Consider the following 19064-nt stretch of genomic DNA (forward strand, 5'->3'; position numbering starts at 1 on the left):
ATGCGGCAGGCACTGCGCGGACTGACCACCAGAGGGCGGGCGTTCGTCGCGGCCGGTCTCACTGCTTCGCTGTGCGCGCTGCTGCTCGGCCAGAAGGACCTGCTGCGCGTCGGCATCCTCCTGGCCGCGCTGCCGATCGTGGCGGCGCTGGTCGTCGGCCGGACCCGGCTGCGGCTCCAGGTACGGCGCAGTCTCGCGCCGGACCAGGTGCCGGTCGGGACGCAGGCGACCGTTGAGCTGACGCTGAGCAACCAGGGCCGGATGCCCGCGGGTCTGCTGCTGCTCGAGGACCGCATTCCTTATGTACTAGGTCATCGGCCGCGATTCGTCGTCGACCGGGTGAGCCCGAACTGGCGTCGTACGGTCACGTATCCGGTCAAGTCCGACGTACGAGGGCTGTTCCAGGTCGGGCCTTTGATGCTGACGGTGGCCGACCCGTTCGGGCTGGTGGAGACGAGTCGGACGTTCACGCGGAGCCAGCACCTGCTGGTCACGCCGCGGGTCTACAAGCTTCCCGAGATCCGGCTGGGCGCCGACCGCGCCGGGTCGGGCGAGAACCGGCCGCGGGCGATCGCGGCCGCCGGCGAGGAGGACGCGACGGTCCGCGAGTACCGCGACGGCGACGACCTGCGCCGGGTGCACTGGCGGTCGACCGCGCGGCGCGGCGAGCTGATGGTCCGCCGCGAGGAGCAGCCGTGGCAGAGCCGGTGCTCGCTGTTCCTGGACGCGCGGGTGATCTCGCACCACGGGCACGGTCCGTCGTCCAGCCTGGAGTGGGCGGTCAGCGCGGCCGCCTCGATCGGCATCGACCGGATGCGGCGCGGCTACGTCACCACGATGCTCGGCGGGCCGACCACGCTGTCCGCCATCACCCACCGCACTTCCGCGGCGGTGCACCAGCCGCTCACGCAGCAGCAGCTGCTGACCGAGTGCGCGACCGTCGAGGAGCACAAGTACGCCGAGCTCGCTCCGCTACTGACCGTCGACCGGCACGCACAGGATCCGAGCCTGGTGATCGCGATCCTCGGCGCCTGCGGGACCGAGGACATCACCGCCCTGAACCGGTGGCGGACCAGCCAGGCGACCGGGGTCGCGCTGGTCCTGGATGCCGCCAGCTGGGCGGTCGGCGCCGAGGCGACCGAGAAGGCGGCCCGGCTGGCCACCGCCACGGACGCCACCGAGAACGAGCTGCGCCGCAACGGCTGGCGAGTAGCCAGAGTCCGCCGCGGCGACCACCTCCCCACCGTGTGGTCCGGCCTAGGACTACGGAGCGGAAGGATCGCATGACCGGTCACGCCAGGATTTCTATTGCTGCTTGGGGAGCGACCGTACTCGGGTCGCTCGTGCTCACGCCGGTGTTCTCCGGGCCGTTCTTGTTCATCAGCGCGTTCCTGTGTGCGCTGGTGACCGGTGTCGGCGTCCTGTTGCAGAACCTGCGGACCCCGCGGATCGTCGTGCCGATCGTCCAGCTGCTCGTGCTGATCGAGCTGCTGTCGCTGTTCTTCCTGCACAGCACGATGAAGTTCGGGCTGTTCCCGCTGAAGGCGACCGCGATCGAGTTCAACGCGCAGCTGGTCGACGCGATGGACTCGATCAACCGGTTCAGCGCGCCGCTGCCCCAGGACTCGCACCTCACCCTGTTCGCGGTGTCCGTGATCTCGGCGACCGGGTTCCTGATCCACGTCATCGCCGTCCAGCTGCGGCAGGCTGCCTGGTCCGGTTTGCTGCTGCTGATCATGTACACGGTGCCGGCCGCGACGGTGCACGGCGGGCTGCCGTGGCTGCTGTTCATCCCGCCCGCGATCGGCTACATCGTGCTGCTGTCCGCGGAAGGCCGCAGCCGACTCAGCCGCTGGGGCCGCCGGATCTCGGGCGTCTCGCACCTCGACGCCGCCGAGCCCGTCGAGGCGTCGGCGCTCGGTCAGGCCGGCCGGCGGATCGGGCTGACCGTGGTCGCGATCGCCGCACTGCTGCCCGCGTTGCTGCCGACGCTGCCGGAAGGTGTCATCGGCAACGGCCTCGCCGGCGGCGGGACCGGCAGCGGGATCGGGGCGAGTATCTCGTCGACCGACCCGATGCTGGACATGGGCAAGAACCTGAAACGCGGCGACAACGTCGTCGCGCTCACCTACAAGGGCGGCCCCACCGGCGGCACGTACCTGCGGCTGACCGCACTCGACCTCTTCGACGGCAACACCTGGCGGATCGCGCCGCGCTCCGCCGGGCACAAGCTGAACGGCGGCGAGCTGACCCCGCCGCCGGGCTACACCGGTGATCTGACGAAGGTCCAGCAGTCCTCGATGGAGATCGACGTTACCCGGACGTTCCGCTCCCAGTTCGTCCCGGTCCCGTACCCGCTGCACTCGATCTCGCTGAAGCGTGACTGGCGGTACGACGCCGGCGCGCTGGACGTGGTCTCGTCGAACGGGTCGATCGTCGGCGGCAAGAAGTACAAGCTGACGTCGTACGACCTGCAGCCGACCCCGGACCAGCTGCACGACTCGATCACCACCGGCGCCCCGGACCAGTACACGATGGTCGTGCCGCAGAAGACGCCGCTGACCATCAAGCAGAAGACGGCCGAGATCACCGCGGCGGCCAAGGACAACAAGTTCGAGGCAGCCGTGCTGATCCAGAACTGGTTCCGCAGCGGCGGCGGCTTCACCTACAGCACGCAGAACGCCAAGGGCAGCGGAATGGCCGCGATCGAGGACTTCCTGCTGAACAACAAGGAAGGGTACTGCGAGCAGTTCGCCACCGGGATGGCGCTGATGGCGCGGATCATCGGGATCCCGTCCCGGGTCGGCATCGGCTTCCTGCCCGGAACGGCCGGCAAGGACGGCGAGTTCACGGTCAAGATGCACGACATGCACGCCTGGCCGGAGCTGTACTTCCAGGGCATCGGCTGGGTCCGCTTCGAGCCGACGCCGTCCGCCCGGGTCGCGGCCACCCCGAACTGGACGGTCGCCTCGAACGAGAACCCGACCAGCCCGACGACCGCGCCGACCAACGTGCCGACGACGCCGGGTCAGAAGGAGACCCCCGGGATCGACAAGCCGAAGAACGACCCGAACCTGCCGAACGACAGCGGGACCGCGATCGTTGACTCCGGCAACTGGTTCACCAACGGCGGCGCGAAGGCGATCGCCGGCGGGCTCGGCGTCGTCCTGCTGCTGTGCATCCCCTGGCTGGTCCGGACGCTGACCCGGCGACGGCGCTTCCTGCGACCGCCGGGGCGTGCCGGAGCCGAAGGATTGTGGGCGGAGATCCGGGACACGTCGCGGGACCTGGGCCTCGACTGGTCCGAGATCTCGACACCACGGCAGGCCGGCCACTGGCTGGCATCCCAGCTGCCCGAGGAGACCCACCCGGCCGCGCGCCGACTGGCCCGCGGGATCGAGGGTTTGCGGTACGCCGGGGACGCGGATCCGGAACTGGACCTTCGCGACGACGCAAGCGCCGTACGGCAAGCGCTCTGGACGCGGGCTCGGGCCCGCCGGCGCTGGCGGGCGCGGTTGCTGCCGCCGTCCTGGCGGTGGTACCTCAGCCGAGGCACCACCGAGGCGTCCGATCTCCTGGACGAGTTCGACCTGCTGCTGGCTCGTCTCCGCTCGTTCATCCTCCCGAAGCGGGCGCGCACCAACTGACGCCCGGTTACAGCGGGATCTGGTAGAGGATGAATCCCCGGTTCTCGGCCACCTGGTCGTAGAGCCGGCGAGCCGTGGCGTTGGACTCGTGCGTCGACCAGTAGACGCGCCCGCACGCATGCTCGCGGGCCCAGGCGGCGACAGCATCGATGAGTGCTCGCGCCGCGCCGCGACCACGAGCCTCCGGCGCTGTGAAGAGGTCTTGCAGGTAGCAGGAGTCGGGCGCCGTCGTACTCGCGTGCGTCAGGAAGTGCACGATTCCGACCAGCTTGTCGTCCAAGCGTGCCCCGAGCGCGTGGACCTCCTCGTCGCGCTGGAACCTGGTCCACGCGTGATCGAAGAACTCGTCCGGCATCGTGCGGCCGTAGAACTCGTTGTAGCCGGCGAACAATGTCTGCCAGGCGTCACGGTCAGCTGACTCGAGGCGTCCGATGGTGAGCATGGATGAACAGTGCCACGCTCACGGGCCGGTCGCGCAAAAGAACCACACTCGTTCCACCAGGGCACGGGTGTGGTTCTAGGTCAGAGTCGCGGTGCGGTCAGAGGTCCTCGTCGCGGCGGCGGCGCCAGCGGTCTTCCATGCGCTCCATGAAGCTGCCGGACGAGTCGTGTTTGGTCCGGTGCCGTTTTGTCGGCGGAGGCGGCGGCGGGATGTCGTCGGACTCTCCCGCGTTGCTGATCCGCTTCATGCTCAGCGCCGCGATGTACAGGCAAGCCACCATCATCACGAAGCCGATGACTCCGATGATGGTGTTGGGGATGATCGCACCGGTCATCAGCACCACGATGCCCAGCACGAATCCAACGCCGGCAAGCACTGCCCGGCGCTTGTAGTACAAGCGCACATTGGTCCCACGCATGGCGGAAACGAACTTCGGGTCTTCCGCAGCAAGGGCACGTTCGAGCTGCTCGAACTGGCGCTGCTCTTCTTCCGAGAGGGGCACCGTCGATCCCTCCATGATGAGCGCGATCTCGATAGGCCGCCTCCAGTCTAGGCCGCGCCCGCGTCACACGAAACCCTGACCGGCTGTCCAGCGCGTCACGGTCCGGCAACTGCCCTGGCCAGGCCGGTCCCAAACCTGTGTCCTTCGGCGTGTCGCTCACAGCCGGTTGACAGCAACCACCCCGCGCACCGTGCCGGAGGTAGTCCACTCGTCACCCTCCGTCGCGAACATCTCAGCGCGTCGCTCGGCGGGGTGGCCCAGTTGGCGGCTCAGCGGGTCGCGAGAATGTGCAGCTGGGTCGCGAGCGCGCGAAACGCCGGATGCTGGCTGGCTGCCCGCTCGAGCTCGGCCAGCGAATCGGCAGCGCCCGGCTCGGAGTCGACGAACGCGGACGGCACCAGATCGGCGAACGTCCGGACGCCGTGCACGGTGTGCACCATGAACCCTGCATCAGCCAGCTGACCCGTGATCCCGGCCTCGTCGAACCGCCGCGGCATCGGATCGGTCGCACCCCAGCGCCCGTCCGGATCCTGCAGCGCGATCCGCGCCTCGGCCAGGTGGCCGGCCAGCGCCCGGGCCAGGACGACCGCGTTGCGCTGGGCAACCAGCAGACTCAGTACGCCGCCTTCCCGCAGTACCGACGCCATCGCCTGCAGTGCCTGTACCGGGTCGTCGACGACCTCGAGCACCCCGTGGCACAGTACGGCGTCCGCGCTCGACTCCCCCGCCAGCCCGGGGAGCTCGGCCGCATCGCCCTGGACGCCGCGGACCAGCTCGCTCACGCCTTCGTCGCGGGCGCGGCGCTCCAGCGAGGCCAGCGCGTCCGGACTCGGGTCGACCACTGTCACCCGATGCCCCTCGACCGCCAGCGGAACCGCGAACCCGCCGGTGCCGCCGCCCAGGTCGACGATGTCCAGTCCACCACGATCGGATCCAGCACGGTCCGATCCAGCGCCGGGATCGGTCCGCTCGCGTCCCGCCAACGCGACCCGCAGCGCCTCTCCCACCAACGCCGTCCGCACGCTGCGCCGCCGCCGCTCCACCATCAACCCTCCAGCCGGTCCCCCATCACCACCCCACCGCGCCACACCCTACTTCCACCTCGCCCCGTCCATCCCGCCGACCGTCCGCCGACCGTCGTAAGCAGTCGATAAGTCGTGGGATCTATCGCCGGAGGCCCAATCGCGCGACTCTCGGACACAAGGGGAGAGCCGATCACCAGGGAGGGATCATGGCCATCTTCAGCAAGTCCTTCGACGAGCCGGACGAGCAACGCTCACCGGACAAGACGAGCGTCAACGTCGTCAAACTGCCGGGCGCGAGTGTCGCCCGGATCACCTTCCAGCCCGGCTGGCGCTGGTCCGAGTGCATCCGTCCGGTCATCGGCGGCGACTCGTGCCAGGTCCGCCATGTCGGAACCCTGCTGTCGGGCGAGATGGAGGTCGTCCACGACGACGGCACCAAGGCGAACCTGGTGCCGGGCATCGCCTACGTCATCGAACCGGGACACGACGCCTGGGTCGTCGGCAACGATCCCGCGGTCAGCCTGGAGTTCGAGTCGCTCGCAGCGGAGACGTACGCCAAGGCCTGACCCACCGGCCGGTCCAGCTGAGGCAGCAATCGGAGGGAGCTGCTGCCTCACCGGACCTGCTGGTTCGGACGCCGTCAGGACGGGTTGCGGCCGATGACGTAGAGCCGGCGGGTGGTTTCCGCGCGGGTGGTGATGGGGCCGCGCAGGTACCACTCGGTGTCGGTGAGGCCGGCGCCTTCGACGACGCTCACGATGTACGACGGGTCGTGGAGGACGTAGTCGAGGTTGACCTCGTGACCGAGCAACTCGTCGACGTGGCTGATTTCCTCGCCGGCATGCAGTGCGAGCACCAGCCAGCCGCCCGGGTCGAGCGGGCGCGTCAGTGCGGAGATCGCGTCGGGGAGCTCGGACGCGGCCAGGTGGATGAGCGAGTACCAGCCGAGAACCGCTGCCCAGCCGGAGCTCGCCGGCGGACGGCCGAGGCGGCGCAGGTCGCCGACCTCGAACCTCAGCTGCGGGAAGCGCCGACGTGCCTCGGCAACCATCTCCGGCGACAGGTCGACACCGGTGGCATCCGCGTCCCGGTCGGCGAGGTACGCCGTGACGTGGCCCGGGCCCGAGCCGACCTCGACCACCGGGCGACCGTTGGCATGGGCAATCACCCGGTCGAGCAGCCAGCGTTCGAACGGTAACGCGTCGAGCTCGTCCAGCAACTCGTCCGCGTACGTCGTCGCAACAGCGTCGTACGCCGAACGCACGCGGGCATCACGCTCGTCCGCACCGTCGGCGATGACCGTGTCCCGGTCGACGCTCTCGACAACAGCGACCGCCTCCGCCTCGGACACCGGGCCGAGGAGGTGGATCCAGCGGCGATCGTGCTGCCCGACACGACGTTCCAGCTCGCGCACCAGCGGGTCGGGACGCGCAGCCATCCGTCGCAGGCACGCTTCGACGTCGCTCCGGTCCTCGAACTTGTACAGCCGCTCGGTCCGCGTCCGCAGCTCCCCCGGTGCTTGGGCGCCGCGCAGCAGCAACACCGTGACGAGGGCCCGCTCGTCCTCCTCGAGTTCGAGCTTCTCGTCGAGGATCTGGTGGTACTTCAACGTCCGCCGGCCGACGTCGGCCCAGACGATCCGCAACAACTCCCGATCGCGCAGCGACCGTGCGGTCCGCTCCACGGTGCCCTGGTCGTAGTCGACCACCGGATCCCGGTTGCTGGTCTGATTGCATGCCGTCCGCAACGCGTTCGCCGTCAACGGGTACGACGCCGGCACCGTGGCCTGCTTCTCCAGCAAGCTCCCGAGAACCCGCTGCTCCTCGACATCCAACACCGGAAGTCCGCTCACCCCGCCGACCTTAGACGCTGTCCGGCCAACCTTTGAACACCTTTGGGTGACTCAGCCGGGTTGGTAGGTCTCGGGGAGGGTCAGGGGTTCGAAGGCGGTGCCGTTGCAGGTGGGGCACAGGAAGTCGGATCGGGTGCCGGACTGCATCTCGGATTGGACGCCGGACCCGGCGCACTGCGTGCACAGGCCGTCATGCCAGGAGTCGCCCGACAGAGCCTGGTGGGGTCGCGGGTAGTGGGTGTCCGGCAGGTAGCACTCGGTGCCGGTGAGGGCGTGGACGCGACCACACAGGTCCTTGCCCAGGCCTCTCGCGGTTTCGCTCACGGTCGGGATCTCCTCAGTGCGGGGGTCTAGCTGGCTTGCATCCAGGGCTGGGTGAGGACGGACTGGGGGTCGGTGGTCGCGGTGAGCACCGGGGTGGTGGACAGGCGCAGGCTGGCTTCCACCTGGGTGTAGAACGTGTCGACGGCGCGCACCAGGTCGTCCGCCTCACGGGTGCTGACGGCGCGCTCCAGGCCGGCCTCGGCGGCGGCGCGCTGGGCGGCGCCGGCGGCGAAGAACGTGGCCCATTCACCGAACTCCGGCGCGACCTCGGCGAGTAGTACCCAGGCGTTGCGCTGGATCCGGCGGCGGCTGCTCGAGCGGACCGGGCGGGCCCGAACGGCGAGCACCGCTGCCGCGACCCGGAGCGCCGCAACGTGGGCGCTCGAGTAGCGGATCAGGTGGTCGCTGGTCTCCGTTGCCTCGGCCAGGGCGGCGCGGGCACGGGACAGCTCTCGGCTGGCCGCGCCGGCCGCGGCCGGTGATACCGGTGAAACAGTCATCGGTCGGTCACCCTCTCCAGTTGCCAACGGCCCGAATCCGGGTCGTGGGCGAGATCGAACATCTCCTGCCGTCCATACCTTCCGCAGCCGGCTTCGACGCGGAAGACCGCTCGCTCCGGTCCCCAGTCCGCGTCCAGCACTCCGACCGCTGCCGGAGTCCTCTCGTCCGGGGTGGGGAGCGTGGCAGCGGGGCGTGAGCGGGGGTTGGCCGCCGCTGCCACGCCGGCTGTGTGCGTCCTGGTGGGACGCGACGTCGTACGGGCCGCCGAGCACGCCTCGGCGACGGTGGCCGCATCGATCCGCGCGAGCGAACCGGCGCCGGCGAGGTCAGTGCGCGAGGCGTAGGCGCGGGGGTCGTGGGTCTGGCCGGTGCCGATGACGCCGCGCTCCCACCAGACGGCGGTCTCGGTCCACTGGGACCTGATCGCACGGACACGCCAGAGCCGGCCACGCCAGAGGAACTGGTCGGGCGTCTGCACACCGTCCACGAACGCCGAGTGCACCTCGACGGCATCGTCGAACTCCCACATGCTCCATCGCCTCCTGTTCATACCCGGCGCCGCTTCGGATCCGGCTCTGCTCTGACACTGCGTCGAGGGCCGGGCCCCGAGCCGGCGGCCCGGCGGGTGGGCACGGGGTGGGGGTCGAGGACCACCCCGGTGCCCGGCCCGCCGGGACCACCGGATTCCGATGCGGCCGCAACTCCGCACCGGAGCCGTTCAGCTGTCCGGCTCACCTCGGTCCGGCCTCCCGACGAAACCGGGGCCGAGGTAATCGAACATCTGTTCGAACAATGGAAGCGTAGCGTCGCCCGCCGACAGTCGTCAACGGTCCGTAAGGTCGGCGCGTCGCCGCGGGGCTGCTCCGGCCGCCAGACTGGAAGCACCGAGGCGAGGGGACGCACGATGCGGAAACGGACAGCCGGAATCGCCGCGGCGGCGGTCGCCGTCGTGGTGGCAGCGGTCGCGCTGCCGCTCTTCCAGCCGTGGCGGCTCGCCACCGACAAGGTCGTCGACGAGGCGTTGCCCGGCGCTGTTCCGATCTCCACGACTTCATCGTCGACGACGCCACCGACAGTTTCCGTCGAGCCAGAACAACCGACCCAGCAACCCACGCCACAATCGGGGCCGCAGCCGAAGGTTCTCCTGACCGGGAAGCTGATCACGCACGAACACCGGACGTCCGGCACGGTCGCCGTGCTCGCCCTCCCCGACGGCAGCCGGGTCCTCCGGATCGAGAACCTCGACACCTCCGACGGCCCCGACCTCAAGGTCTGGCTGAGCGACGCCGAGGTGACGCCGGGCCGGGCGGGCTGGCACGTCTTCGACGACGGCCAGTACCGCAGTCTGGGCAGCCTCAAGGGCAACCACGGCAACCAGAACTACCTGGTCCCCCACGACCTGAAGCTGGAGAGCTTCCGCAGCGTCGCGATCTGGTGCGACCGTTTCAACGTTTCGTTCGGCGCCGCCGCCCTCGCATAAGCAGCTCTCCCGCCCGATGCACGCGTGATGGCTGCGCCCCAGCCGGAGACGCGGTCGGTCCGGTTGCCGGGGGAAGAGACACGTTCTGGGCGCTGCGGACAGGGAATATCAGTCCCAGCCCACCAGAACCTGTCGCGCGGCCCCACAGTTCAACGGAGGCCTCACCGCGCACGGGGTCGTCCAGCCCACCTGCGGAGACGTCAGAAGTGCCGCATAAGCTCGTGAGCGTGAGCAGTCATCCCAATGTGCAGAAGGTTGCGGACGCCCTGGCGGCGGCCGGCGCCACCGGCGAGATCGTGATCCTGGACGAGGCGGTGCCGACCGCGGCGGCCGCGGCGGCGGAGCTCGGTTGCGAGGTCGGCGCGATCGCCAACAGCCTGATCTTCAGCGGCGACGGCGCCCCGGTCCTGATCCTCACCTCGGGCGCGCACCGGGTGGACACCGCCAAGGTGGCGGCCGAGCTCGGGATCGGAAAGCTGAAGCGGGCCACGCCGGAGTTCGTCAAGGAACACACGGGTCAGTCGATCGGCGGCGTCGCCCCGGTCGGGCATCCGGGCCGCGTCCCGACGTACGTCGACACCGCGCTCGAGCAGTACCCGGTGATCTGGGCCGCCGCGGGCATCCCGCACTCGGTGTTCCCGACGACGTACGCCGAGCTCCTCGAGCTGACCGACGGCACACCCATCACGGTCAACTGAGCCGTCAACTGAGCACGGTCAGCTGAGTACTACCGATCGAGTACGGCGGGAATCGCGGTCCGCACGAAGCGCCGGGTGAGCCCGGCGCGGGTGTGCCGCCACCAGGGCCCGGTCCGGAACTCCGGCCCGTAGCGGCGGCGCCTGATGTCCTCGACGACGTCCGCGGGCGCCCCGAGACGTGGCAGGACGTCGAAGGCGGCGCGCTTGGTGATCAGGTCGCCGGTGGCCAGCGTGACGTGTGCACGGGCGATCGTGAGCAGGCTGAGGTCGACCCAGATGTCGGCGTACCAGTTGCTGCGCTTCCGGGTGGCGGGCAGCCAGAACCCCCGCAGGTCACGGCGGATGAACGCGAACAGTTCCTCGTCGGTGGTCGCCGGCAGCAACTGGTCCGGGGCCGGGCCGTAGAGCGTTCGGTTGCCGATGGCAAGCTCTCGGCGGGTCACCGGTGTCACCGGGCGGTCGAAGTACCGGCCCTGCGCGAACGTCGGGTGCCGCACCGAGAGATCTGCCAGCTGAGACGTCAGCATGTAGGAGCAGTGCAGCTTGGCGGCCAACGGGTCCGCGCGGATCAGTGCCCGATGCATGTCGGCCACGGCTGGTGAGGGCGGTGCGGAGACGACCGCGACCACGTCCAGATCGCTGCGCCCCAACTGGTAGTCCCCCAGTGCCAGTGAGCCGTGCAGCCAGACCGCCTCGACCGCAGCGACTTCACGCACAGACGAGACGAAGCCGCCCAGCAAAGGCTGGACGGCTTCGTCGATCACGGCAGACAGACTAGACGGCTGGTCGGACATCCACGTCGGCGGCCCGCACGTAGGCCATCCGGTGGCCGAACCAGATCTGGTAGTACTTGTCCTTCCCGAGCACCTGGACGTGGTCCGCCGGCGGCTCCCCGGCGAACGTCACCGCGCGGTAGTAGTCGGTCTCGATGTTCAGGTCACCCACCGGGTAGGCCTGCCCCGCACCGATCGAGTACTGCAGCGGTGTCACCGTCTGGTAGGGAATCCCGGCCGGGTACGCCGACTGCTCCGGGTACGCACGCCCGTATACCGGCACCGACGTGAGACCGGCCTTCGGCTTCACGACCAGACCCGGCTTGGCGAACGCGTCAGGAGCGGACGCCGGGCTCTTGAACCAGCCCTTCGCGCCCAGGTACCAGACCGCCACCCAGTCGCCCTGGCGCTCGGCCACGACGTACTCCGAACCCGCTGCGGCCCGGGAGCCCATGTCGGAGACCTCGGTGGTGCCGTTCGACCCGTCCGGGTGCAGACCGAGGTCCTTGACCAGCGGGGCGTTGTCGTCCGGCGCCTGGCGCAGGTAGACGAAGTTGGTGCCCTGCGGCTTGCACGGCGTACCGGCCGTGTCGCAGCTGTTGACGACCTGGACGTTGCCAGCGAAGCCCGGCTTGATCGAGACGATCGACCCGGTGTGCACCGGCAGCACGGACTTGCCCCAGATCGGCGCGCCGACCAGGTCCATGTAGTGCTCCCAGTCCCAGTACGGTCCCGGGTCCCAGTGCATGCCGCGGACCGTGGACGGGATCGTGCCCGGCACCTGGTCGTGGCCGATGATGTGTGCGCGGTCGAGCGGGATGTTGTTCTTGACGGCCAGGTAGCGCACCAGCTTGGCCGAGTTGCGGTACAGCGACTCGGTGAACCAGGTGGCGCCTTGCGGCGCGAAGCCCTCGTGCTCGATGCCGATGCTGTGCATGTTCACGTACCAGTTGCCGGCGTGCCAGGCGACGTCCTTGGCCTTCACGTGCTGCCAGACGTGGCCGTCCGACGAGCGCATCGTGTACTGCCAGCTCACGTACGTCGGGTCCTGCACCAGGTTCAGCACGCCCTGCCAGGTGCCCTCGGTGTCGTGGATGACGATGTAGTCGATCTTGCCGGTCTTCGGCCGGTTGGCGAGGTCGTGGTTGCCGTAGTCGCCGTCACCGAACTCCGAGTACGGCGCGGGCAGCCACTCGCAACCGAGCGACGGCGGGCACTCCACGTCGGAGGTGGACGGCTGCACACCGGCCGGCAGCGACAGCTTGCTGAGCTGCGACTTGTCCGGCGTCACGGCGAGCGCCGGCATCACGATCTGCTGGCCCGTGTTCGTCGTACGGGCCGCGCCCTTGGCCAGGATCGAGTAGACGTCGTCGGCGAATCCGCCCGCGCCGACCTTGTCCGGCGCCTCGGCGTACGACGCCACCGCGCCGTACCACTCGGCCGGGGAGGTGTTGGCGCCGACCGGCAGGCCGAGCGACTTCTGGTACGACGCCAGCACCGCGGCGCCGCCGCTGATGTTGGCGGTCACGTCGGTGCGCAGCGCGCTCTGGTCGAGGCCGGTCAGGTCCGCCGCCTTGTCCAGCGTCTGCAGCGACTCGGCCGTGGCGACCTTCTGCTTACCGGACAGGTCCTCGACCTCGGAGTCCCCCAGGTCAGTGAGGTGCATCGGGCCGTAGCCACCCGTGGTGCTCGGCGCGCCGGCGTGGTCGTCCCAGCGGGACTCGGCGTACGAGACGGCGAGCAGCACCGACTCCGGTACGCCGTACTTCGCGGCGGCCTGACTGAACGCCGACGCGGCATCAGGCGGTGCGGCTTCGGCTGGTGGACCTCCCAACGACACGCCGACCAGGGCGGCCGGCAGCGCTACCGCAGCGAGTGCGGCAAGAATCTTCGGACGACGCAGCATGATTGTTCTCCTGAACCCGTAGGGCGGGTGCCGGTCACACAGACTGGCAGCCTAGTCACTGTGGGTCGAGGCGACGCGGATGTCAACGGTTAACCAAAACTCAGGTCGTCGAGTTCGATACTGACGAAATCATGCCGGTGCCGAGGGTTACGGAGTAGCAGGATGGAAGCGCTGCCGTTGGCAGTCACGACGGGCTGGGCCAGTGGGGTGAACGCCTATGCCTGCGTGCTGATTCTCGGTCTGCTCGGCCGGTTCGCCGGTGCCGACGACGTACCGCACTCATTGACCACGACCCCGGTCCTGATCATCGCGGGCGTGCTGTTCGCGATCGAGTTCGTCGCCGACAAGATCCCGTACGTCGACTCCGCGTGGGACGCGATCTCGACCGTCGTCCGGCCGGTGATCGGCGCGGTTCTCGCCGCGCTGATGTCCGGTCAGGCGAGCAACCTGCAGCAGGCCCTGATCGCGACCGCCGGCGGCCTGGTGGCGCTGCTGTCGCACGCGGTGAAGTCGAGTCTGCGGCTCGCGATCAACACCTCCCCCGAGCCGGTCACCAACATCGCCGCGTCGTCCGGTGAGGACGTCGCGGTCGTCGGCGTGATGTCGCTGGCCGCCTTCAACCCGGAGGTCGCGCTCGGCATCGCCGGCGTGCTGCTGATCCTCGGACTCATCGCGGTGTACTTCGCGTTCAGGTTGATCCGGCGCGGGTATGTCAGGTTCAAGGCGTGGCGCGAGAAACGTAGTACTCCTGCGACTGGGAGCAGTGCTGTCTCGCCCGACTGGGGCGGCGGGGCGGGGAAGGAAAAGTAGTGGCGAAGGTGATTGTCGTGGGGGCCGGTCTGGCCGGTCTCGCGAGTGCTGTGCGGCTGGCCAAGCTCGGCCACGAAGTGACCATCTGCGAACGCAACGAGCACCTGGGTGGCGCGCTCGGCCGGGTGGAGGCGGACGGGTTCACCTGGGACGCCGGAGCCGCCAGTACGACGCTGCCGGCCGCGCTGCGCGACCTGTTCCGCAAGAGCGGCCGTCCGATCGACAGCCTGGTGCAGCTGGACCCGGTGTCCGAGCCACGTCGCCACATGTTCGCTGACGGCTCCGTGCTCGACCTGCCCGTCAGCGACCGCGGCGCACAGGAAGAAGCGTGGACCGACCTGGCAGGTGACTCTGTGGCCGCTCAGTGGACCGCCCTGGTCGACGCGTACGGCGACACCTGGCAGATCCTCCGCAAGACGTCACTGGAGCCACCGCTCGAGGACAAGCTGCCGATCAAGACCATCCGTGCCCTCAAGCCGTGGCAGTCGCTGGAGAAGGTCGCACAGCGCGAGCTGACCGACGACCGCGCCCGTGCAGTACTACGGCACTTCGCAGCCCAAGGCGGATCGGACGCCAGCCTCACACCGGGGTACGTCGGCGTCTGGTCCTACCTGGAGCGCACCTTCGGCCGCTGGACGATCGCAGGTGGCTTCGGCGCACTGGCCGACGCCTTGGTACAGCGCGCCAGCGAACGGAAGATCACTGTGCACACCAGCGCCGAGGTGGTCGCCGTCTCGACGTCAGGTGGTGCAGTGACCGGCGTACGGCTTGCTGACGGTGAGGAACTGCTCGCGGACATCGTCGTGAGCGACGTCGACCCACGGATCCTCTACGAGTCCTTCGTCGACGACCCGGTCGCCAAGAAGGCCCGCAAGCGGATCCTGTCCACGCACCAGGCGCAGGCGGCGTACGTCGTACATCTCGGTCTGAAGGACCCGGTGCCGCAGCTGCCGTTCGAGACTGTGCTGCACGGGACGCCGCCCGTAGTCGTCCGCACAGGTGGTACAGCACCCGCCGGGCACCAGGCCTGGTCCGTGCTGGTCCACGGCTACCCCACTGACGACGTACTGGACCTCTTGGTCGCCCGTGGCCTGCCTGTCCGGGAGAACGTGGTGTCGCGGCAGACGTCGCCGTCGTGGTGGGCCGGTGTGGCCTGGGAGGGCTACAAGACCGCCCGCCGCCGGGCCACCAACGTGTCACCGGTGAAGGGCCTGTACTGCGTCGGGGCAGGCGCGCACCCGGGGTCCGGTGTGCCCGCGACCACACTCGGCGCGGCGATCGTGGCGGACGCCATCGGGAAGGCCTGAGACCCCTGTGGGGTTGGACAGGGAAGCCAACTAAGATTGGTTGTTCCTGTGTTCTGAGTCGGGGCGGGTCCCGGCCGTAGAGAGGACCTCGGTGGATCAATCCCCCACATCGGCCGATCACGACACCCATGGCGACCATGACAACGTGGAGCGGGCTGAGCTGGCGGCGGAGCAACAGCATGTCGACCGGGTGTACGGCCGGGTCGAGGAGGCCGCGCGGTCCGCGTCCCGGATCGCCGTCGAAGGCCACCAGCGCGGCCAGGCGCAGAACGTCGGGCGTGTCCGCGACGAGGAGCAGACCGGTCTGTACGAGCGCGACGTGCTGGTGTTCGCTGCCGCGCGCCGGATCGCCGAGCTGGACGCCGAGCACGAGGGCCTGGTGTTCGGCCGGCTCGACTCCGACCACGGCGACGACGAGCCGGCCGCCACGACCGCCGGCGAGCTCGAGAAGCTGTACGTCGGGCGCATCGGTGTCCGCGACGCCGAGTACGAACCGCTGGTGATCGACTGGCGCGCGCCCGCGGCCGAGCCGTTCTACCGCGCCACCGCGACGGACCGGCAGAAGGTCGTCCGGCGCCGCGTCCTGCGGAACAAGGGGGCGCGGATCGTCGGTCTCGAAGACGACCTGCTGGCGCCGGAGCGGGCGCCCGAGGACCTGCCGGTGATGGGCGAGGGCGCGCTGATGGCGTCGCTGTCCCGGGCTCGCGGGCACACGATGCGCGACATCGTCGCCACGATCCAGGCCGAGCAGGACGAGGCGATCCGGGCGCCGGCCCGTGGCGTCACCGTCATCGGTGGTGGACCGGGCACCGGCAAGACCGTGGTCGCTCTGCACAGGGCGGCGTACCTGCTCTACAGCGACCGCAGGCGCTTCGAGCGTGGCGGCGTACTGGTCGTCGGACCGTCGGCCGCGTTCATGGCCTACATCGAGCGAGTGCTGCCGAGCCTTGGTGAGAACACGGTTTCGCTGCGTGCTGTCGGCGAGCTGGTCGACGGTGTGAAGGCCACTGCGGTCGATGACGCCGCCGCGGCTGCGGTGAAGGGTTCGCTGCGGATGCGCGCGGTGCTGTCACGCGCCGCCCGCGACCGGGTGCCGAACGCGCCGACAAACCTGCGGGTGTTCCTCGGCGGCGCCACCGTCGAGCTCGACGCGAACCAGCTCGACAACGTACGGCGGAACGCGCTGCGCCGCACGGTCCGCAACCGGGCCGCCGCTGAGGCGCGTAAGGGCTTGATTGCCGCGCTGTGGCAGCGGTTCCCGGAGGATCTGCGCAACGGGCCTCTCGGCGACCGCGAGGCGTTCGGCGACCGCGTCACCGACACTCCCGCGTTCCGCACGTTCTTCAGCCAGTGGTGGCCGGTTCTGACCCCCGAAGCGGTACTGCGTTGGCTCGGTGACCCCCGCCGCCTCCAGCGATGGGCCCGCAACGACCTGACCCCCGCTGAGGTCGACGCACTCGCCACGGCGATCCGTTCGACCGACGAGTTCACCATTGCCGACGTCGCGTTGCTGGACGAGCTGACCCAGTTCCTGGGACGTCCTCCGATCGTGGAGAACACCGACGAGGAGTTCGACTGGCTCGAAGGGCTGTCGGACGGCGTCAACGAAGTACTGACCAGCTCCGAGCGTCGGGCCCGGGCCGCGGCCGCACGGGAGGCGGAGGAGCCGGAGGAGTACGCGCACGTGCTGGTGGACGAGGCGCAGGACCTCTCCCCCATGCAGTGGCGGATGGTCACGCGGCGCGGACCGCAGGCCAGCTGGACGATCGTCGGCGACCCGGCCCAGAGCTCCTGGCCCGACCCGGACGAGGCGCGGGCCGCGATGGACTCGATGCTGTCGCACCTGCAGCGGCACGCGTTCCGGCTGTCCACCAACTACCGGAACTCGGCCGAGATCTACTCGTTCGCCGGTGAGGTGATCCGGCAGTCCATCCCGGACGCGGACCTGCCGAACGCGGTCCGCAGTACCGGGGTGGAGCCGGAGCACCGGATCTTCGACGCGGGCAAGGTCTCCGAGGCGGCAGGGGACGCGGCCGTGGAGCTGCTGCAGCTGGTCGAGGGCACCGTCGGGGTCATCGTGCCGCCGGCGCTCCGCCCGGTCGTCGACCCGGTCCTCGCCGAGCTGAACGACCCGCGGGTCGTCGCGGTCAGCCCGCTCGACTCCAAGGGCCTCGAGTACGACGCAGTGGTCGTCGTCGAACCGGACCGGATCGTCAGCGACACCCTGGGCGGCGTACGGGCCCTCTACGTGGTCCTCACCCGCGCCACCCAGCGCCTCATCACCGTCAACAGCACCACCCGCTGGCTGCCTTCCTAGGCACGAGGTACGACGTACGACACGAGGTCGGCGTCGTTGGGCGAGAGGTCTGCCCAGCGGGTGGTGAGGTGCAGGATCGCGAGGCCCGTGGTCGGGTACTTCTGGGTGAGCTCGACGCGCTCGGGACTGGTTCCGTCCAGGGCGAGTTCGTCGGCGAGCCACGGGATGCCCGGCGCGTGGCCGACGACGACCACGGTGCGGGCCTCGGCCGGGGCCTCGTGGATGGCGTCCAGGATGCCGTCGGTATCGGCGTTGTAGATGCGCTTGTCGTACCAGACGTCCTTCGCGGCGACGCCGGCCTCGGCGACGTACTTCCAGGTCTCGCGGGTGCGCTTGGACGGCGAGCACAGGACCAGGTCCGCTTCGATGCCTTGGGCAACGAGATGTCGGCCCGCGGCGCTCGCGTCGGCGCGGCCGCGGTCGGCCAACGGTCGTTCGAGATCCGGCAGCGTCTCCGGCGGCACCGCCTTGGCGTGCCGGAGCAGGACGAGAGTGCGGTCGATCAGCAGGTCCGACGGGTCAGCCATTGCGTCAGGATACGACGGGGGCCTTGAGGTTGCGGAACACCTGCCGCGTCGCCGTGGATCTGTTCAGCGTGATGAAGTGGATGCCGGGCGCGCCGCCGGCCAGCAAACGTTCGCACAACTCGGTCGCGATCTCGACACCGGTCTCGCGCACCGCGGCCGGGTCGTCCTCGACGGCGAGTAGCCGGTCGGTGACGGCGGCCGGCAGCGCCATACCGGTGAGGTCGGCCATCCGCTGGATCTGCTTGATGTTCGTGACCGGCATGATGCCCGGCAGCACCGGGATGTCGCAGCCGAGCTCGGCGGCCCGGTCGACGAGCCGGAAGTAGTCGTCGGCTCCGAAGAACATCTGCGTGATCGCGTAGTCGGCGCCGGCCTGGGCCTTCGCCGCGAGCACCTGCGCGTCCGCCTCGAGCGAGGCCGCCTCCGGATGCTTGTCCGGGAAGGCAGCGACACCGACGCAGAAGTCGCCGAGCGAACGGATCAGCTCGACCAGCTCGATGGCGTGGTTGAGGCCCTCGGGGTGCGCGACCCACGGCTGGTTCGGCCCGCCGGGCGGGTCACCGCGGAGCGCCAGCATGTTGCGGACGCCGGATCCGGCGTACGCGCCGATCACGGAGCGGAGCTCGTCGCGGGAGTGCGCGACGCAGGTCAGGTGCCCGAGCGGCGTCAGCGACGTGTCCTGGGCGACCCGCTCGGTCACCCGGATGGTGCCGTCACGCGTCGTCCCGCCGGCGCCGTACGTGATCGAGACGAAGGTCGGCCGCAGCTGCTCGATCTCGCGGATCGACCGCCACAGCACCTCCTCCGCCTCGGGGGTCTTCGGTGGGAAGAACTCGAACGAGAAGGACCGGTCTCCGGACGCCAGCAGCTCGCGGATGGTCGGCGCACCGCCGGGAAGCGTCGAGGGAAGACCGTTGGCCATGACGTCAGGTTACCCGCGGTGGCCGATCCCG

At 69.7% G+C, this 19064-nt stretch carries 19 protein-coding genes; 8 read left to right on the top strand and 11 right to left on the bottom strand.

The annotated features are described in order from the left end of the window. Together E0H45_RS25760 and E0H45_RS25765 are read left to right on the top strand one after the other, a co-directional pair. Positions 1 to 1287, top strand: coding sequence for a DUF58 domain-containing protein (locus E0H45_RS25760; RefSeq protein ID WP_131341984.1), 1287 nt, complete (start codon positions 1 to 3; stop codon positions 1285 to 1287). After that, on the top strand, positions 1284 to 3647 hold the full coding sequence (locus E0H45_RS25765) for a transglutaminaseTgpA domain-containing protein (protein ID WP_131341986.1): 2364 nt from the start codon (positions 1284 to 1286) through the stop codon (positions 3645 to 3647). The genes E0H45_RS25760 and E0H45_RS25765 overlap by 4 nt, the downstream gene beginning before the upstream one ends. A gap of 7 nt (positions 3648 to 3654) precedes the next feature. Here E0H45_RS25765 and E0H45_RS25770 read toward each other — a convergent pair whose 3' ends face one another. From E0H45_RS25770 to E0H45_RS25780, 3 genes are all read right to left on the bottom strand, one after another. Next, positions 3655 to 4089 carry a GNAT family N-acetyltransferase gene (locus E0H45_RS25770; RefSeq protein ID WP_131341988.1) on the bottom strand — a complete coding sequence of 145 codons (435 nt, stop codon included), beginning with the start codon at positions 4087 to 4089 and terminating at the stop codon, positions 3655 to 3657. A 97-nt stretch (positions 4090 to 4186) separates the two neighbouring features. Further along, entirely contained in the window at positions 4187 to 4606 is a 420-nt protein-coding gene (locus tag E0H45_RS25775; protein WP_238155274.1) for a DUF3040 domain-containing protein, read from the bottom strand. 254 nt (positions 4607 to 4860) lie between these two features. After that, positions 4861 to 5637 (bottom strand): methyltransferase domain-containing protein, encoded by a 777-nt coding sequence (locus E0H45_RS25780; RefSeq protein ID WP_131341990.1) that lies wholly within the window; start codon positions 5635 to 5637, stop codon positions 4861 to 4863. A gap of 185 nt (positions 5638 to 5822) precedes the next feature. Here E0H45_RS25780 and E0H45_RS25785 point away from each other — a divergent pair, with 185 nt between their 5' ends. Further along, positions 5823 to 6182, top strand: coding sequence for a cupin domain-containing protein (locus tag E0H45_RS25785; protein ID WP_131341992.1), 360 nt, complete (start codon positions 5823 to 5825; stop codon positions 6180 to 6182). Between the two features lie 74 nt (positions 6183 to 6256). Here E0H45_RS25785 and E0H45_RS25790 read toward each other — a convergent pair whose 3' ends face one another. Genes E0H45_RS25790 through E0H45_RS25805 form a run of 4 tightly spaced genes read right to left on the bottom strand, consistent with a single transcriptional unit; the run spans position 6257 to position 8822 of the window. After that, on the bottom strand, positions 6257 to 7468 hold the full coding sequence (locus E0H45_RS25790) for a DUF480 domain-containing protein (RefSeq protein WP_202872515.1): 1212 nt from the start codon (positions 7466 to 7468) through the stop codon (positions 6257 to 6259). A 51-nt stretch (positions 7469 to 7519) separates the two neighbouring features. Next, entirely contained in the window at positions 7520 to 7792 is a 273-nt protein-coding gene (locus E0H45_RS25795; protein ID WP_131341998.1) for a hypothetical protein, read from the bottom strand. Positions 7793 to 7818: 26 nt separating this feature from the next. Beyond that, a complete protein-coding gene (locus tag E0H45_RS25800; RefSeq protein WP_131342000.1) occupies positions 7819 to 8292 on the bottom strand; it encodes an SAV_6107 family HEPN domain-containing protein in 474 nt (157 codons plus the stop codon). Continuing rightward, positions 8289 to 8822 carry a DUF6504 family protein gene (locus tag E0H45_RS25805; RefSeq protein WP_131342002.1) on the bottom strand — a complete coding sequence of 178 codons (534 nt, stop codon included), beginning with the start codon at positions 8820 to 8822 and terminating at the stop codon, positions 8289 to 8291. The genes E0H45_RS25800 and E0H45_RS25805 overlap by 4 nt, the downstream gene beginning before the upstream one ends. 375 nt (positions 8823 to 9197) lie before the next feature. Between E0H45_RS25805 and E0H45_RS25810 the strand changes: the two genes are divergently transcribed. Both E0H45_RS25810 and E0H45_RS25815 read left to right on the top strand, forming a co-directional pair. Then, positions 9198 to 9773, top strand: coding sequence for a DM13 domain-containing protein (locus E0H45_RS25810; RefSeq protein WP_131342004.1), 576 nt, complete (start codon positions 9198 to 9200; stop codon positions 9771 to 9773). Positions 9774 to 10000: 227 nt separating this feature from the next. Further along, positions 10001 to 10471, top strand: a complete 471-nt coding sequence (locus tag E0H45_RS25815) for a YbaK/EbsC family protein (protein ID WP_131342006.1) — start codon at positions 10001 to 10003, stop codon at positions 10469 to 10471. A gap of 29 nt (positions 10472 to 10500) precedes the next feature. On the opposite strand, the gene E0H45_RS25820 is transcribed toward E0H45_RS25815, so the two are convergent. Together E0H45_RS25820 and E0H45_RS25825 are read right to left on the bottom strand one after the other, a co-directional pair. After that, positions 10501 to 11235, bottom strand: coding sequence for a nucleotidyltransferase domain-containing protein (locus E0H45_RS25820; protein WP_202872516.1), 735 nt, complete (start codon positions 11233 to 11235; stop codon positions 10501 to 10503). Between the two features lie 10 nt (positions 11236 to 11245). Beyond that, on the bottom strand, positions 11246 to 13150 hold the full coding sequence (locus tag E0H45_RS25825; protein ID WP_131342010.1) for an N-acetylmuramoyl-L-alanine amidase: 1905 nt from the start codon (positions 13148 to 13150) through the stop codon (positions 11246 to 11248). Positions 13151 to 13312: 162 nt separating this feature from the next. Between E0H45_RS25825 and E0H45_RS25830 the strand changes: the two genes are divergently transcribed. The 3 genes from E0H45_RS25830 to E0H45_RS25840 all read left to right on the top strand — a co-directional run bounded on the left by E0H45_RS25830 (position 13313) and on the right by E0H45_RS25840 (position 17584). After that, complete coding sequence (locus E0H45_RS25830; protein WP_131342012.1) at positions 13313 to 13960, top strand: DUF4126 domain-containing protein; 648 nt, start codon at positions 13313 to 13315, stop codon at positions 13958 to 13960. Next, positions 13960 to 15267 carry a phytoene desaturase family protein gene (locus E0H45_RS25835; RefSeq protein ID WP_131342014.1) on the top strand — a complete coding sequence of 436 codons (1308 nt, stop codon included), beginning with the start codon at positions 13960 to 13962 and terminating at the stop codon, positions 15265 to 15267. The genes E0H45_RS25830 and E0H45_RS25835 overlap by 1 nt, the downstream gene beginning before the upstream one ends. Before the next feature lie 91 nt (positions 15268 to 15358). Next, the gene (locus E0H45_RS25840; protein ID WP_131342016.1) at positions 15359 to 17584 is read left to right on the top strand and encodes a HelD family protein; all 2226 of its coding nucleotides are present in this window, start codon (positions 15359 to 15361) and stop codon (positions 17582 to 17584) included. Here E0H45_RS25840 and E0H45_RS25845 read toward each other — a convergent pair. Then, positions 17581 to 18111: a SixA phosphatase family protein gene (locus E0H45_RS25845; protein WP_131342018.1), complete on the bottom strand. Its 531-nt coding sequence runs from the start codon at positions 18109 to 18111 to the stop codon at positions 17581 to 17583. The genes E0H45_RS25840 and E0H45_RS25845 overlap by 4 nt on opposite strands. A gap of 4 nt (positions 18112 to 18115) precedes the next feature. Next, complete coding sequence (gene metF / locus E0H45_RS25850) at positions 18116 to 19033, bottom strand: methylenetetrahydrofolate reductase [NAD(P)H] (protein WP_131342020.1); 918 nt, start codon at positions 19031 to 19033, stop codon at positions 18116 to 18118. Between the last annotated feature and the right edge of the window lie 31 nt (positions 19034 to 19064).

Source organism: Kribbella soli (genome assembly GCF_004331345.1).
GTDB lineage: Bacteria > Actinomycetota > Actinomycetes > Propionibacteriales > Kribbellaceae > Kribbella > Kribbella soli.